General features: G+C 62.8%; 7 protein-coding genes, 1 tRNA gene and 1 pseudogene. 7 read left to right on the top strand and 2 right to left on the bottom strand.

Features of this window, described 5'->3' with window-relative positions:
* Positions 1–12: 12 nt before the first annotated feature.
* The 3 genes and pseudogenes from AB5Y54_RS10255 to AB5Y54_RS10245 all read left to right on the top strand — a co-directional run bounded on the left by AB5Y54_RS10255 (position 13) and on the right by AB5Y54_RS10245 (position 5,894).
* Positions 13–3,162 carry an efflux RND transporter permease subunit gene (locus AB5Y54_RS10255; protein WP_368153646.1) on the top strand — a complete coding sequence of 1,050 codons (3,150 nt, stop codon included), beginning with the start codon at positions 13–15 and terminating at the stop codon, positions 3,160–3,162.
* A complete protein-coding gene (locus AB5Y54_RS10250) occupies positions 3,155–4,570 on the top strand; it encodes an efflux transporter outer membrane subunit (RefSeq protein ID WP_247631679.1) in 1,416 nt (471 codons plus the stop codon). Before AB5Y54_RS10255 ends, AB5Y54_RS10250 begins: the two co-directional genes overlap by 8 nt.
* A gap of 329 nt (positions 4,571–4,899) precedes the next feature.
* Positions 4,900–5,894: pseudogene (locus tag AB5Y54_RS10245) on the top strand (sulfate ABC transporter substrate-binding protein).
* Between the two features lie 240 nt (positions 5,895–6,134).
* Here AB5Y54_RS10245 and AB5Y54_RS10240 read toward each other — a convergent pair.
* Positions 6,135–6,210, bottom strand: a tRNA-Thr gene (locus tag AB5Y54_RS10240).
* An 87-nt stretch (positions 6,211–6,297) separates the two neighbouring features.
* Positions 6,298–7,038, bottom strand: a complete 741-nt coding sequence (locus AB5Y54_RS10235) for a phosphatase (protein WP_368153643.1) — start codon at positions 7,036–7,038, stop codon at positions 6,298–6,300.
* A 468-nt stretch (positions 7,039–7,506) separates the two neighbouring features.
* Between AB5Y54_RS10235 and AB5Y54_RS10230 the strand changes: the two genes are divergently transcribed.
* From AB5Y54_RS10230 to AB5Y54_RS10215, 4 genes are all read left to right on the top strand, one after another.
* Positions 7,507–8,160, top strand: a complete 654-nt coding sequence (locus AB5Y54_RS10230) for a TetR/AcrR family transcriptional regulator (RefSeq protein WP_005324182.1) — start codon at positions 7,507–7,509, stop codon at positions 8,158–8,160.
* A 47-nt stretch (positions 8,161–8,207) separates the two neighbouring features.
* Entirely contained in the window at positions 8,208–10,532 is a 2,325-nt protein-coding gene (locus AB5Y54_RS10225; protein WP_368153640.1) for an acyl-CoA dehydrogenase, read from the top strand.
* A 162-nt stretch (positions 10,533–10,694) separates the two neighbouring features.
* On the top strand, positions 10,695–13,757 hold the full coding sequence (locus tag AB5Y54_RS10220; RefSeq protein WP_368153637.1) for an efflux RND transporter permease subunit: 3,063 nt from the start codon (positions 10,695–10,697) through the stop codon (positions 13,755–13,757).
* Positions 13,758–13,772: 15 nt separating this feature from the next.
* The gene (locus AB5Y54_RS10215) at positions 13,773–14,816 is read left to right on the top strand and encodes an efflux RND transporter periplasmic adaptor subunit (protein WP_043155082.1); all 1,044 of its coding nucleotides are present in this window, start codon (positions 13,773–13,775) and stop codon (positions 14,814–14,816) included.
* Positions 14,817–14,850: the final 34 nt, after the last annotated feature.

The following is a 14,850-nucleotide window of genomic DNA, read 5'->3' as shown; positions in this document are numbered from 1 at the left end:
AGTAGTCGCCTCATGGCACGTTTTTTCATAGATAGACCCATTTTCGCCTGGGTGATCGCTCTGGTGATCATGCTGGCCGGGGCCATGGCCATCATCGGCCTGCCGGTGGCCCAGTACCCGACCATCGCCCCGCCGGCGGTTGGCATCTCCGCCAGCTACCCGGGGGCCTCCGCCAAGACGGTGGAAGACTCGGTGACCCAGATCATCGAGCAGAACATGACCGGGCTGGATCACCTGCTCTACATGTCGGCGCAATCCGACTCGTCAGGGAACGTCAGCGTGACCCTCACCTTCAAGCCGGGCACGGATCCCGACATCGCCCAGGTGCAGGTGCAAAACAAGCTGCAACAGGCCATGTCGCTCCTGCCCCAAGAGGTGCAGCAACAGGGCGTGCGGGTCCAGAAGACCTCCAGCAGCTTCCTGATGGTGGCCGCCTTCATCTCCACCGATGGCGCCATGACCAACGATGACCTGGCGGACTATGTGGTAGCCAACATCAAGGAGCCCCTGAGCCGTCTGGACGGGGTCGGTGACATCACCTTGTTCGGCAGCCAGTACTCCATGCGCGTCTGGCTCGATCCCCACAAGCTCAACCGGGTGCAGATGACCCCGGCCGACATTCAGGCCGCCATCAAGGCCCAGAACGCCCAGGTTGCCTTCGGCAAGCTGGGGGGGACCCCTGCGGTGAGCGATCAGCAATTTACCGCCACCATCATGGGCCAGACCCGGCTCTCCACCGTGGAGGAATTCAACAACATCCTGCTGCGGGTGAACCAGGACGGCTCCAAGGTCCAGCTCAAGGATGTGGCCCGGGTCGAACTTGCCGGTGAAAACTACGACGCGACCGCGCTCTACAACGGCCAGGCCACCGCCGCCGTCGCCATCAAGCTGGCGACCGGTGCCAACGCCCTGGACACCGCCGAGCACGTGCGGACCAAGCTGGGTGAACTCTCCGAGTACTTCCCGGCCAACATGGAGATCGTCTATCCCTACGACACCACGCCGTTCGTGAAGATCTCCATCGAGGAGGTGGTGCAGACCCTGATCGAGGCGATCTTCCTGGTGTTCTGCGTCATGTATCTGTTCTTGCAGAACTTCCGGGCAACCCTGATTCCGACCATCGCGGTGCCCGTGGTCCTGCTCGGCACCTTCGGGGTGATGGCGGCCTTCGGCTTCTCCATCAACACCCTGACCATGTTCGGTCTGGTGCTCGCCATCGGCCTCTTGGTGGATGACGCCATCGTGGTGGTGGAGAACGTGGAGCGTCTGATGAGCGAGGAGGATCTCTCCCCCCTCGAGGCGACCCGCAAGTCCATGACCCAGATCACCGGCGCCCTGGTGGGCATCGCCCTGGTGCTGTCGGCGGTGTTCGTGCCCATGGCCTTCTTCGGTGGCTCTACCGGTGCCATCTATCGCCAGTTCTCCCTCACCATCGTCTCGGCCATGGTGCTCTCAGTGCTGGTGGCCCTGATCCTGACCCCGGCCCTGTGCGCCACCCTGCTCAAACCCATGAAGCACGGTGAATTCGGCGCCCAGCGCGGCTTCTTCGGCTGGTTCAACCGCTTCTTCGACACCAACGCCAACCGTTACCAGAACGGCGTGCGCAAGGTGATCAAGCAGGGCACCCGCTACGGCATCATCTATCTGGCCATGCTGGCGGTGCTGGCGGTGCTCTTCATGCGCATGCCCACCTCCTTCCTGCCGGAAGAGGATCAGGGGGTCATCATGTCCATGGTGCAGCTCCCGGTGGGGGCGACCAAGGAGCGGACCGAGGTGGTGCTCGGGGAGATGCGCGACTACTTCCTCGAGAACGAGAAGGAGAACGTGGACTCCGTGCTGACGGTGGCGGGCTTCAGCTTCGCCGGTAGCGGTCAGAACAGTGGCATGGCCTTCATCAAGCTCAAGGACTGGAGTGAGCGCAAGGGAGAAGAGCGCAGCGCCAATGCCATCATCGGCCGCGCCATGGGGTTCCTGTTCAGCATCAAGGAAGCCCAGGTCTTCGCCTTCAACCTGCCCCCCATTCCGGAACTCGGCACGGCCACCGGCTTCGACTTCTTCCTGCAGGACCGCGGCGGTCTGGGTCACGAGAAGCTGATGCAGGCGCGCAACCAGCTGCTCGGCATGGCGTCGCAGGATCCCAACCTGGTGCGGGTACGCCCGAACGGGATGGAAGACACGCCCCAGCTCAACATCAAGATCGATTACGAGAAGGCGCTGGCCCAGGGGCTCTCCATCACCGACATCAACAACACCCTGTCGGCGGCCTGGGGCTCCTCTTATGTGAACGACTTCGTCGACAGAGGCCGGGTCAAGAAGGTCTATCTGCAGGCGGATGCCCCTTTCCGGATGAACCCGGAAGATCTGAAGCTGTGGTACGTGCGCAACAGCGCGGGCCAGATGGTGCCCTTCTCCGCCTTTGCCAGCACGGAGTGGAGCTTCGGCTCGCCCCGTCTTGAGCGCTACAACGGTGTCTCCGCCATGGAGATCGTCGGTGAGGCGGCCCCTGGCAAGAGTACGGGTGACGCCATGGCGGCCATCGAGGAGATGGTGAAACAGTTGCCGGAAGGGATCGGCATCGAGTGGACCGGCCTCTCCTTCCAGGAGCGTCAGGCAGGCTCCCAGGCGCCGGCCCTGTACGCCATCTCGCTCCTGGTGGTCTTCCTCTGTCTGGCGGCCCTCTACGAGAGCTGGAGCATTCCGTTCTCGGTCATGCTGGTGGTGCCGCTCGGGGTGCTGGGGGCCATTTTGGCCGCGACCCTGCGCGGGCTTGAGAATGACGTCTACTTCCAGGTGGGCCTGCTCACCACGATCGGGCTGTCGGCCAAGAACGCCATCCTCATCGTCGAGTTCGCCAAGGAGCTGCACGACAAGGGGATGAGGCTCGGGGATGCGGTGGTGGAGGCCTCGCGTCAGCGCCTGCGCCCCATCCTGATGACCTCGCTCGCCTTCATCCTGGGGGTACTGCCCCTGGTGATCAGTACCGGGGCGGGCGCCAGCAGCCGAAACGCCATCGGGACCGGCGTGATGGGGGGGATGATCAGTGCCACCGTGCTCGCCATCTTCTTCGTGCCGCTGTTCTTTGTGCTGGTGATGCGCTATTTCACCGAACGCAAGCATGCCGGGGAAGAGAGTGTCCACACCAAGGAGATCAACCATGACTAAGACCCTGATCGCCCTGGGCGTGACCCTGATGCTGGGGGGCTGCTCCATGGCCCCCGACTACCAGCGCCCCGAGCTGCCCCAAGGCGCCTCCTGGCAAGCTGACCTGGCCGCCAAGGGGGAACTTGCCCCCTGGCGCCAGCAGTTCCAGGACCCGGCCCTGCAGACGCTGATCGGCACCGCCCTTGAGAGCAACCGGGATCTGCGCCTGGCAGCCCTCAACGTCGAGGCCTACGAGGCGAAATACCGTATCCAGCGGGCGGCCCAGTTGCCGACCCTGGCCGCCAGTGGCAGCGGTACCCGCCAGCAGGGATCCGATGATCTCAGTAGTACGGGGCAGGGCACCATCAGCAGCCAGTATGGCGCCAACATCGGCATCACCGCCTATGAGCTGGATCTGTTTGGCCGGATCCAGAGCCTGAAAGATCAGGCCCTTGAGACCTATCTGGCGCAAATCGAGACCCAGCGCAGCACCCAGATCGCCCTGGTGGCTTCGGTGGCCAATGCCTACTTCACCCTGCTGGCGGATCAGGAGTTGCTGGCCCTGAGCCAGGCGACCCTCGCCACCGAGCAGGAGAGCTATGCCCTGACCGAGCACAAATACCGCCTGGGCGCTGCCTCCGAGATGGAGCTGGCCCAGGGGCGCACGGCACTGGAAAACGCCAAGGTCAGCCAGGCGCAATACCAGCGTCTGGTGAAACAGGACAGAAACGGTCTGGCCCTGCTGCTTGGCACCGATATCCCGGTGCTGGCGGCACAACCGGCCACCCTGGCCGAGGTGAAACTGGCGCCGATCCCGGTGGGGGCTCCTTCCAGCCTGTTGCAGCAACGCCCGGACATCCTGGCGGCGGAGCACAACCTGAAGGCGGCCAACGCCAACATAGGGGCGGCCCGCGCCGCGTTCTTCCCGACCATCTCGCTCACCGCGACGGCTGGCACCGCCAGCAACCAGCTGAGCGGTCTGTTTGACGGCGGCACCGGCACCTGGACCTTCATGCCCCAGATCAATCTGCCCATCTTCGATGGCGGCAAGCGCGTTGCGGATTTGGACGTGGCCGAGGTGGGGACCAGGCAGGCGGTGGCCAGCTACGAGAAGAGCATCCAGACCGCCTTCAAGGAGGTCGCGGACACCCTCGGTGCCCAGGCGGACTACGCGCAGCAGTTGCAGGCGCAACAGGCACTGGTGGATGCCAACCAGACCTACTTCAGGCTGGCGGAGGTGCGTTACGAGCAAGGGGTGGACAGCTACCTGACCCGCCTCGATGCCCAGCGCTCCCTGTTCAGCGCCAAGCAGGGGCTCATCAGCACCCGGCTCGCCCAGCTGAGTAACCAGGTCGCCCTCTACAAGGCCGTCGGTGGCGGCTGGCAGGCGCCGAAGGACGCAGAGTTGGCATCAGACAAACAGGGTTGACCCGTCGGGGTTGACGTAAAAAGCATCAGGGGTGAACCACTAGGTTCGCCCCGTTTTTTATCTGTCATGTCGAGAAGCCAAATCGAGGCAGGTGACAACGGCGCTCCCTGCCCGGGGCAGGGAGCGGGCAGGAGGTGCCCCACGCTCATGGGCGCCGTCCTCAGCAGCCATCATGGCCCGCCTGGAGGTGACTACCTCATCGCCGTCATCCGTTGCGCCGGACCCAGGAGATGCCATTTATCGCATAAGCTGAGCAGTAATTATTCTTTCAAAGAATAAATGGTCGGCTCTTATAGTCAGTCACTCGCCCCTCATTCCAAGGATGTGAAATGAAACGACTCGTGCCCGCCACCCTGCTTGTTGCAGGACTGGCTCTCGCCCCGCTGGCCCAGGCGACCACCCTGCTCAACGCCTCCTATGACGTGATGCGCGATTTTTACAAGGAGTACAACGGAGCCTTCCTGAAGCACTGGCAGGCCGAAGGCGGGGAGCCACTGCAGATCAACATGTCCCACGGCGGATCGAGCAAGCAGGCGCGCGCCGTCATCGACGGCCTGCCCGCCGATGTCATCAGCATGAACATGGCCACCGACATCAACGCCCTCGCCGAGCATGGGGGCCTGGTGCCCAAGGGGTGGGCGGATCGCCTGCCGGATCACAGCGCCCCCTTCACCTCGGCCACCGTGTTCATCGTGCGAAAGGGCAACCCCAAGGGGTTGAAGGATTGGCCTGATCTGCTCAAGGAGGGGTACAGGTCATCGTGCCCAACCCCAAGACCTCGGGGAACGGCCGCTACACCTATCTGTCTGCCTGGGGGTATGTGCTGGAGCAGGGGGGCGATGAAGATGCGGCCAGGGCATTTGTCGGGAAGCTGTTCACGCAGGTTCCCGTGCTCGACACCGGCGGCCGCGCCGCCACCACCACCTTCATCCAGAACCGCATAGGGGACGTGCTTGTCACGTTCGAAAACGAAGCCGAGATGATTGCCCGGGAGTTCGGCCGTGGCAGCTTCGAGGTGGTCTATCCGAGCGTCACTGCCGTGGCCGAACTGCCGGTGTCAGTGGTAGACAAGGTGGTCGACAAGCAGGGTACCCGCAAGGAGGCCGAAGCCTATCTGGCCTATCTCTGGTCTGACGAAGGCCAACGCATTGCTGCCAGCAACTATCTACGCCCGCGCAACCCGGCGATCCTCGCCGAGTTTGCAGACCGTTTCCCGAACGCCACCTTCCTCGACGTGGTGAAGACCTTCGGAGCGTGGCCTGTGATCCAGCGCACTCACTTCAAGGAGGGCGGGGTGTTCGACCAGATCTATGCCCAGCGCTGAGGCGCCCCGGGATAACGATGCTTGCCCAGGTGCAGCCGAGACGTGGCTGCCTGGCAGCCCTCTCTGTCGGTGGGGCCAGGTTGGTGCATCAGGCTCTGAATGATAAACAGGGCCGTCGCGGATGGCGGTGTCCTGGAGGGGGAGGGGGTTCTGGCGCAGTCACACCGGCGTCTTGGCCAGAGACCCGAGACAAACAGCACGAAGGGTTGGCCTCGCACTGAGGCCAACCCTTCGTCTGTCTGGTGCCGGTAATAGGAGTCGAACCTACGACCTTCGCATTACGAATGCGCTGCTCTACCAACTGAGCTATACCGGCGGTTTGATGTTCAGAGTCGTGAAAAAAGCCGGACAAGTCAATTGAGCCAACTCGATTTTATGAGTTGGCTCATGATGTTAAGGCATATCAGAGGTCAACGAACTCCGGGATGTGAGCACGGCCGCGGCTCTCGAGAAAATCGAGCAGTGCGCGGGGGGTGCGGGCCAGGATCCGCTCATGTGGGAAATTGGCTTCGGTGACCAGCCGATGGCAGTGATCAAAGTCGCCGAGGCTGAATGCCACGTGGGAGTCGGAGCCGAAAGTGAGGTAGGCACCCAGATCGCGCGCTGCCTCGACGATGGCGCGGCAGTTGCTTTCACTACCTGCACGGGAGTGACTGAACGAGGAGTTGTTGAGCTCCAGCGCCACTCGATACTCAGCCGCTGCCTTGACCACCGCCTGGATATCGATAGGGAAGGCGGGGTTGCCGGGGTGGCTTATCATGTCGACCCGACCACTTCGAATGGCGTTGATCATGGCCTGGGTATGGGTCGCCTGATCGCAGGGGGGAAACACCGGTTCGTGAAAGCCCGCCATGATCATGTCGAGCCGCGATTCGTAGCGCTCGGGGAAGTCTATTTCACCGTCGATGTTCTTGATGTTGGCTTCGATGCCGCGCAGGATGCCGACCCCGTCCACGACCCTGGGCAACACGTGCAGATTGACGAAATGCCAGTAATGCGGAGCATCTGCCATGTCCGGGCCATGGTCCGTGATGGCGAACAGCTTGATCCCCTTGGCTTTGGCGATGGGCAGGTAATCGTGAATGGTGCTGTAGGCGTGGGTGCTGGCGACGGTGTGCGTGTGGGTATCGACCGTATACTTCATCTTCTCTCCCCTCTGGCATGAGGCGACAGCATAGCAAGATTGGCGAAGCCGGGCCATGTGGCTGGTTGCCATACTTTGTCACAATTTGGGTCTGTGCTGACAAAGTCTGATGACGTTTCACTGCGAGGATAGCGACATCGATGCAAGCCTGAACACCCATCGATGGGTCGACACTGGATGGTCAGACCCGTTTTCCCCGCCGTCGCCCCTGCGACGGTTTTTTTTGGTTCTCTGTCGGCGCCTCGGGTAGCGGCAGGACAAAAAAATGCCCAACTAGCATGATGCAGGTTGGGCGAGACTTAATGTTTAATTGCAGTGGCATAGATATAGAGTGCCGTCTCGCTGCGAAGTTCCCGCCATCTTCCCTCTTTTTTGATTAAAAACATTTAGCCAACACCTGTTCACATTCTCTTGACATGGGTGGGCGTGAAACGTAATTTTTAAACATTCGTTTAAGTGAGGTGTCCAGTGAGTAAAATCGATACCAAGAACCGTATTCTCGATGCCGCCGAGGTGCTGTTTGCCGAGCGGGGGTTCGCCGATACCTCGTTGCGTCTGATCACCAGCGAGGCCGATGTGAACCTGGCTTCGGTCAATTATCACTTCGGCTCCAAGAAGGAGCTTATCCAGGCGGTGCTCGACCGTTATCTGAGCCTCTTCATGCCGGCACTGGACGGGCGGTTGCAGACGTTGATGGCGCAGGATCAGTTGACCCTGTTGCAGGTGTTCGAGAGCTTTGTCGAACCCCTGATGAAACTGTCGGCCGTCAGGGCGAATGGCCCGGCGCTCTTCATGCAGTTGCTGGGGCGCGGCTATATCGACAGTCAGGGTCACCTGCGCCGCTTTATTACCACCCATTATGGGGCGACCCTGCACGGGATCACCCAGGCCATCTCCAAGGCCAATCCGGATTTGTCGCCAGCGGATCTCTTCTGGCGCCTGCACTTCACCCTGGGCACCGTCGTCTTCACCATGGCCTCTGCGGATGCCCTGCGTGACATCGCCCAGGCCGATTTTGGCCAGCAGCTCGATGTGGAAGGGCTGGTGCGCAACGTCATTCCTTATCTGGCGTCCGGTGTCGGGGCGCCCGTGGAGTCGACCAGGCTCTCCCTGGCCGTGTAACACCTAACAATAATCAACGGAAACAGTGAAATAGAAGGAACTTCGGTATGATCACATTGCTTGTCCTGCTGGTGCTGGCGATAGCCGTGGTGCTCGGTGTCCCCGCCATCCGTAAAAAGGTGGTGACCCGCCCCGTGTTCGGCATCTTCAAGAAGATACTGCCGCCCCTGTCGGCCACCGAGCGGGAGGCCATGGAGGCCGGCTCCGTCTGGTGGGACGGGGAGCTGTTTCGCGGTAACCCGGACTGGAAGAAACTGCACGGCTACGGCAAGGCCGAGCTGAGCGCAGAAGAGCAGGCCTTTATCGACAATCAGGTCGAAACCCTGCTCGCCATGGTTGATGACTTCAAGATCGTCAACGAAACCAAAGACCTGCCGGAGCCGGTCTGGGACTATCTGAAGAAGGAAGGCTTCTTCTCCCTGATCATCCCGAAATCCTACGGCGGCCGCGAATTCTCGGCGATTGCCAACTCCACCATCGTCACCCGCATCGCCACCAAGAGCCTGAGCGTCGCGGTCACCGTCATGGTGCCGAACTCCCTCGGCCCGGGCGAGCTGCTGATGCACTACGGCACCCAGGCCCAGAAAGATTTCTGGCTGCCGGGGCTGGCCAATGGCAAAGAGGTGCCCTGCTTCGCCCTGACCGGGCCGGAAGCAGGCTCCGATGCGGGCGCCATTCCTGACAAGGGGATAATCTGCAAGGGGATGCACAAGGGTGAAGAGGTGCTGGGCATTCGCCTGAACTGGAACAAGCGCTACATCACCCTGGCGCCGCGCGCCACCGTGCTGGGGCTGGCGTTCAAGCTCTATGACCCGGAAAAACTGCTGGGTGACAAGGAAGAGATCGGCATCACCTGTGCGCTGATCCCGACCAGTCACCCTGGCGTGCGCGTCGGCGATCGCCACTACCCCATGGGGTTGGCGTTCCTGAATGGCCCGACCTTCGGCAAGGATGTGTTCATTCCGCTCGACTGGATCATCGGTGGCCCGGATTACGCCGGCCGCGGCTGGCGCATGCTGGTGGAGTGCCTCTCCGCCGGTCGCGGCATCTCGCTGCCGGCCCTTGGCACCGCCTGCGGTCACATGGCGAGCCGCACCGTGGGCGCCTACTCCTATGTGCGCAAGCAGTTCGGCATGTCCATCGGCAAGTTTGAAGGGGTGCAAGAGGCGCTGGCCCGCATTGGCGGCCTCACCTATCAGCTCGAAGGCGCTCGTCGCATGACCGCAGGTTCCCTGGACTTGGGTCAGGCACCGGCCATCGTCACTGCGATTTCCAAGTACCACATGACCGAGATGGCCCGCCAGGTGATGGATGACTCCATGGACATCCATGCCGGTCGCGCCATCCAGCTGGGCCCGAAAAACTACACCGGCTACGCCTACATGGGCATTCCGGTAGCCATCACGGTGGAAGGGGCCAACATCCTGACCCGCAACCTGATGATCTTCGGGCAAGGGGCCACCCGCTGCCATCCGTATGTGTTTGCCGAGCTGGAAGCGGCGGCCGACACCGATGTGGAGCGCGGTCTCGAGAAGTTTGACGCCCTGTTGATGAAGCACATCGCCTTCGGTACCGGCAACTTCTTCGGTGCCCTGTTCCAGGGGCTGACCCTGGGCCAGTTCAACAGCGCGCCGGTAGCTGGCGAAACCGCCCGCTACTACAAGCAGCTCTCCCGCATGAGCAAGGGGCTGGCCCTGTGCGCCGACGTCTCCATGCTGATGCTGGGCGGGGATCTCAAGCGCAAGGAGATGATCTCCGCCCGTCTGGGTGACGTGCTGAGCCACCTCTACCTGGCCTCCGCCACCCTCAAGCATTACGAGGATCAGGGCCGCATGGTCTCTGACCTGCCGTTCGTGCAGTACGCGGTGGAGCGCAACCTCTACCTGATTGGCAAGGCGTTCGAGGGCTTCTTCCAGAACTTCCCGAACAAGGTGGTGGGTGCCGTACTCAAGCGGGTGGTGTTCCCGTTCGGCGTCGGTTACAAGATGCCGGCGGACGATCGCTGCCATGCCATCTGCCTGGCCATGATGACGCCGGGCGAGTTCCGGGATCGTCTGACCGCGCTCTGTTACGTGGGCAAGGACGAGGCGGATCCGGTGGGGCTGATGGAGCGTGCCTTCCAGGCCATGGTCTCGGTGCAGCCCATCGAGAAGAAGCTGGTGCAGGCCCAGAAAGAGGGCAGACTGCCCCGCAAGCTGGCGCTGCCTGAGCTGGTGGCTGCGGCCCTGTCCCAGTCCATCCTCGGCAAGGAGGAGGCGGACAAGCTGCTGGCCGCCGATGCCCTGCGCTACGAGGCTATCCAGGTGGACAACTTCGCTCCTGGCGAGCTGGAAGGATTGTCTCAACCGAACCCGGTCGAGCATGCAGCCTGACCCCGAGCATAAACCGACAACCGGCCCTAGTGGCCGGTTTTTTTGTTGTTTAACCAGGCATTTACAAGGTCGATTAATTCCAGTTTAATGCAATGGCCCCCACCCTTGGGGCAGGAAGCAAGGCCATCGGAATGGCCGATAACAACAACTCAGGAAGAGTGAATGAACCTCGCCAAAATGGCGATCGAACGCCCCATCTGGGTGGCGGTCTCGGTCGTGCTGATTTTTTTGCTGGGCCTGCTCAGCATCCGGGGACTGCCCGTCCAGCTGTTTCCCGACATAGACCGTCCTCACCTCAACATCACGGTGGACTGGCGCTCGGCCTCGCCCCAGGAGATGGAGTCGGAGATAACCGATCCCATCGAGCAGGAGATGCAGGGGGTACAGGGGCTCAAGAGTCTCAGCAGCAACAGCTACCCCGGCTTCACTGAAATCGACATGGAGTTTGCCCTCGGCACCGACATGCAGCGGGCCCAGCTTGACGTCATCTCCCGCCTGAACCGGGTCTCGGGGCTGCCGGACAACATCGGTGGCCCTTACGTCAACAACTACAGCAGCAACGACACCCTGACCTTCTTCTTCATCCAGCAGCTGCCCGGCGCCAAGGGGGAGATAGACGATCACCAGGCGCTGATCGAGGCGCGGGTCAAGCCCGAGCTGGAGCGGATCCCCGGGGTGTCCACGGTCGACATCGAGGGGATCAACGAGCGCCAGATCCAGATCCGTTTCGACCCTTACCGCGCCGCTGAGCTGGGGGTGGAGATCCCGGTGCTCGCCAGCCGGGCAACGACGGGCTGGGATGTGTCGGCCGGCACCCTCGACATCGGACGCTGGGAGTACAAGCTGCGCTTTGCCGGTCGCTATGACGTGGCGGCCCTCGGGGACAAGGTGGTGGACTGGCGTGACGGCCTGCCCATCTATCTGCGGGACGTTGCCGAGATCAGAGTGGCCCGGGAGGAGAACCCGGTGCTGCGCATCCAGAACGGCAACACCGCCATCGCGGCGCAGATCTTCAAGGAGAGCGGTGCCAATGCCCTGGCGGCGCTCGAGGGGATCAAGGCCAAGGTCGGGGAGCTCAACCGGGAGGTGCTGGAGCCGGTTGGCCTGCACATGGAGCAGTCGTTTGACGCTTCCCTCTACATCAACCGGGCGGTGAGCATGGTGACCGCCAACCTGGGGCTCGGGGTGCTGCTCTCCTGCGCCATCCTCTGGGTCTTTCTGCGCCAGCTCAAGGCGACCCTGATGATCGCGATCGCCATCCCCATCAGCATCATGCTCACCTTCTGCCTGCTCAAGGTGATGGGGCGGACCCTCAATATCATCTCCCTTGCGGGCATTGCGTTTGCGGTCGGCATGGTGCTCGACGCCGCCATCGTGGTGCTGGAGAGCATCTACCGGCGCCATGAGCGGGGTGACATCAGCAAGGGAGAGGCGGCGCTGGCGGGCACCCGCCGGGTGTGGACCGCTCTGGTGGCGTCCACCCTGACCACGGTCGCCATCTTCCTGCCGGTGCTCCTGCTCAACGACGTGGAAGGGCAGTTGTTTGCCGATCTTGCGCTCACCATCGCCTGCGCCGTGACCGTCTCCATGGTGGTGGCGGTGACTGTGTTGCCTGCGGTGGCGGCGCGCTGGATGGGGCACGAGCGGCTGATTGATCCCTTTGAGCGCCTGTGGTGCCGCGCCACCCGCCATGTGATCCGCTGGACTGCCACCGCCCCCAGGCGCTGGGCCATCATCGTCCTGATGATGACGGGGCCTGTGCTGGTGAGCTGGTTGATGTTGCCCAAGATGAACTACCTGCCGGATGTGAAGCGGGACGCCATCGACGTCTGGATGAGTTTCACCCCCGGGGTCAATCTCAAGGCCCAGCGGGAGGAGGTGATCGATACCCTGATTGCCCGCCTCGACCCCTATATGAAAGGGGAGAAGGAGCCTGTCCTCAAGAACTACTACATCCTGCGCTACCCGGGCGGTGCCCAGATCGGGGTGCGGCCAAAGGAGGATAACCAGATCAAGGCGCTGGAGCAGCTCTTGATGAAGCAATTGCTGGTGGGCATTCCCGACACCCGGGTATTTGGCGGTCAGGGGTCCCTGTTTGGCGGTTTTGACAGTGAAAACAGCATCTCCCTGCTGATCCAGGGGGGCGGGCTGCCCGAACTCTATCAGGCGGCCAGGGAGAGCATGACCATAGTGCAGCGGGACTTGCCCGGCGCCCAGGTCAGGCCAGAACCTGGACTCGATTTCACCGCTCCCGAGCTTCGGCTGGTGCCCCAGGACAGGCGCCTGGCCGAGGTGGGCTGGGATCGCTCCCCCATGCCCGCCATCATCCAGACCTTCGGCGATGGTCTGCGGGTCGGCGAATATTTCGACGGGGATGAGCGGCTCGACATCCTGCTGATGGGGCAGGCCTCAGCCAACCCGGACGAGCTCAAGGCGGTGCCGCTTGCTACCCCGTCCGGGCGCATCGTTCCCCTTGGGGAACTGCTGCGGGTGGAGCCGCAACTCGGGCCTGAGAGCATCTTCCGATCCGATGGACGGCGCAGCATCAGCCTGCAGATTTCGCCCCCTGCGGGGATGAGCATGGAGCAGGTGCTCGACACCCTGCAGCACAAGAGCTTTGCCGCCATCCGGCCGTTGCTGCCTGCCGGGGGGGAGCTGCGGGTCGCCGGCAATGCCGACAGCCTGCAACAGGCGCTCGGCAACCTCGGCAGCATCTTCCTGTTCGCCGTGATGATACTGCTGATTCTGCTGTGGGGGGTCTTCGCCTCCCTCAAGGATGCCGTGCTGGTATTGCTCACCTTGCCGCTCGCCACCGTAGGCGGCGTGCTGGCGTTGCACCTGAGCGGTCTGGTGGCGCCGCTGCCGATGGACTTGCTCACCATCATCGGCTTCGTCATCCTGCTCGGGTTGGTGGTCAACAACGCCATTCTGCTGGTACACCAGACCAGGATGGCCGAGCGGGAGGGGATGAGCCGACAGTCGGCAGTCACCGATGCCCTGCAAAGCCGGATGCGTCCCATCGCCATGACCAGCCTCACCAGCATCTTCGGCATGCTGCCCCTGATGCTGAGTCCGAGCGAGGGGAGCGAAATCTACCGGGGGCTGGCCACCGTCATCGTCGGCGGCATGAGTTGCAGCACCCTCTTCACCCTGATCCTGTTGCCCGCCTTCCTGCGGTTGGGGGAGCAGACCGACATACCGCACGCCCTTCGGCAGCGTGCCTGAGCAAGGAGCTCATCGATGACACAAGGTTTCACAAGGATAGTGGTGGGGGCTCTGCTGCTGGCTGGCGGGCTGCCTGCGCTTGCACAAAGCAAGATGGTGACGCTGGCGGAGGTGGCCCAGGGAGAGGCGGGGGCCAGCATCTGGGTCAGCGGCACGGTGGCGAGCCGCCAGCAGGCGGCGCTCAGCGCCGAAGTGAGCGGCCGGGTGGAGTGGATAGCCGAGTTTGGCAGCCGGGTGAAGGCGGGGGACGAGTTGCTGCGCCTGGACAGCGCGACTCTGCGCCTCTCGCTGGAGCAGGCGAGGGCGGAACAAGCCAGAGAGGGGAGCAACCTGCGTTACGCTCGCGCCGAGTTCCAGCGCCTGGATCGTTTGCACCAGCAAAAGAGTGCCTCCCAGAGCCAGTATGACAAGGCGCGCTATGACGTGGAGCAGGCTGAGCTGGCCGAGCAGCTGGCGCGGGTGCAGGTGCGCCAGATTGAGGAGCAGCTGCGCAGAAGCCGCATCTTTGCCCCGTTTGACGGAGTGGTGAATGAACACTTCATCCAGCCGGGGGAGCATGTGGATGCGGGCGAACAGGCGCTTGAGCTGGTCAATCCGGACCAGCCGGACATCCGGTTGCGTGCGCCTATCGCCTGGGCCCGGCAACTGGTCACCCAGACCCGGTTGCGGGTGGAAGGGGAGCAGCTCAGCAGCCACGCCATCTATTACCAGCGGGCGGCGAGCGCCGATCCCAAGTCCCGGCTCATCGAGCTGCGCCTCAAGCCGGAAGCGGGCACGTTCATCATCGGCTCGCCGGTGCGGGTGGCGCTGCCGATGGGAGAGCAGCACACCATGCTGCTGCCACGGGATGCCCTGGTGCTCGGCACCGAGGGAAGCGTGGTCTATCAGGTGGAGCAGCGCGGCGAGGCGCTCACGGTGAACCGGGTGCCGGTCACCGTGCTCTTTGGGGACAGCCGGTCAGTGGCGGTGAGCGGCGCTCTCAAGCAGGGAGACAAGGTGGTGGTGCGCGGCGCCGGCAGCCTGCAGGATGGGGACAAGGTGGAGCTGTTTCGCGGTTGAACCTGGGCAGATCCCATAAAAAACGGCTCCCGCG

Origin of the sequence: Aeromonas sp. s9, assembly GCF_040907765.1 — a bacterium.
In the GTDB taxonomy this organism is placed as follows: Bacteria; Pseudomonadota; Gammaproteobacteria; order Enterobacterales; family Aeromonadaceae; genus Aeromonas; species Aeromonas caviae.
This window is presented reverse-complemented; position numbering and strand designations above follow the sequence as displayed.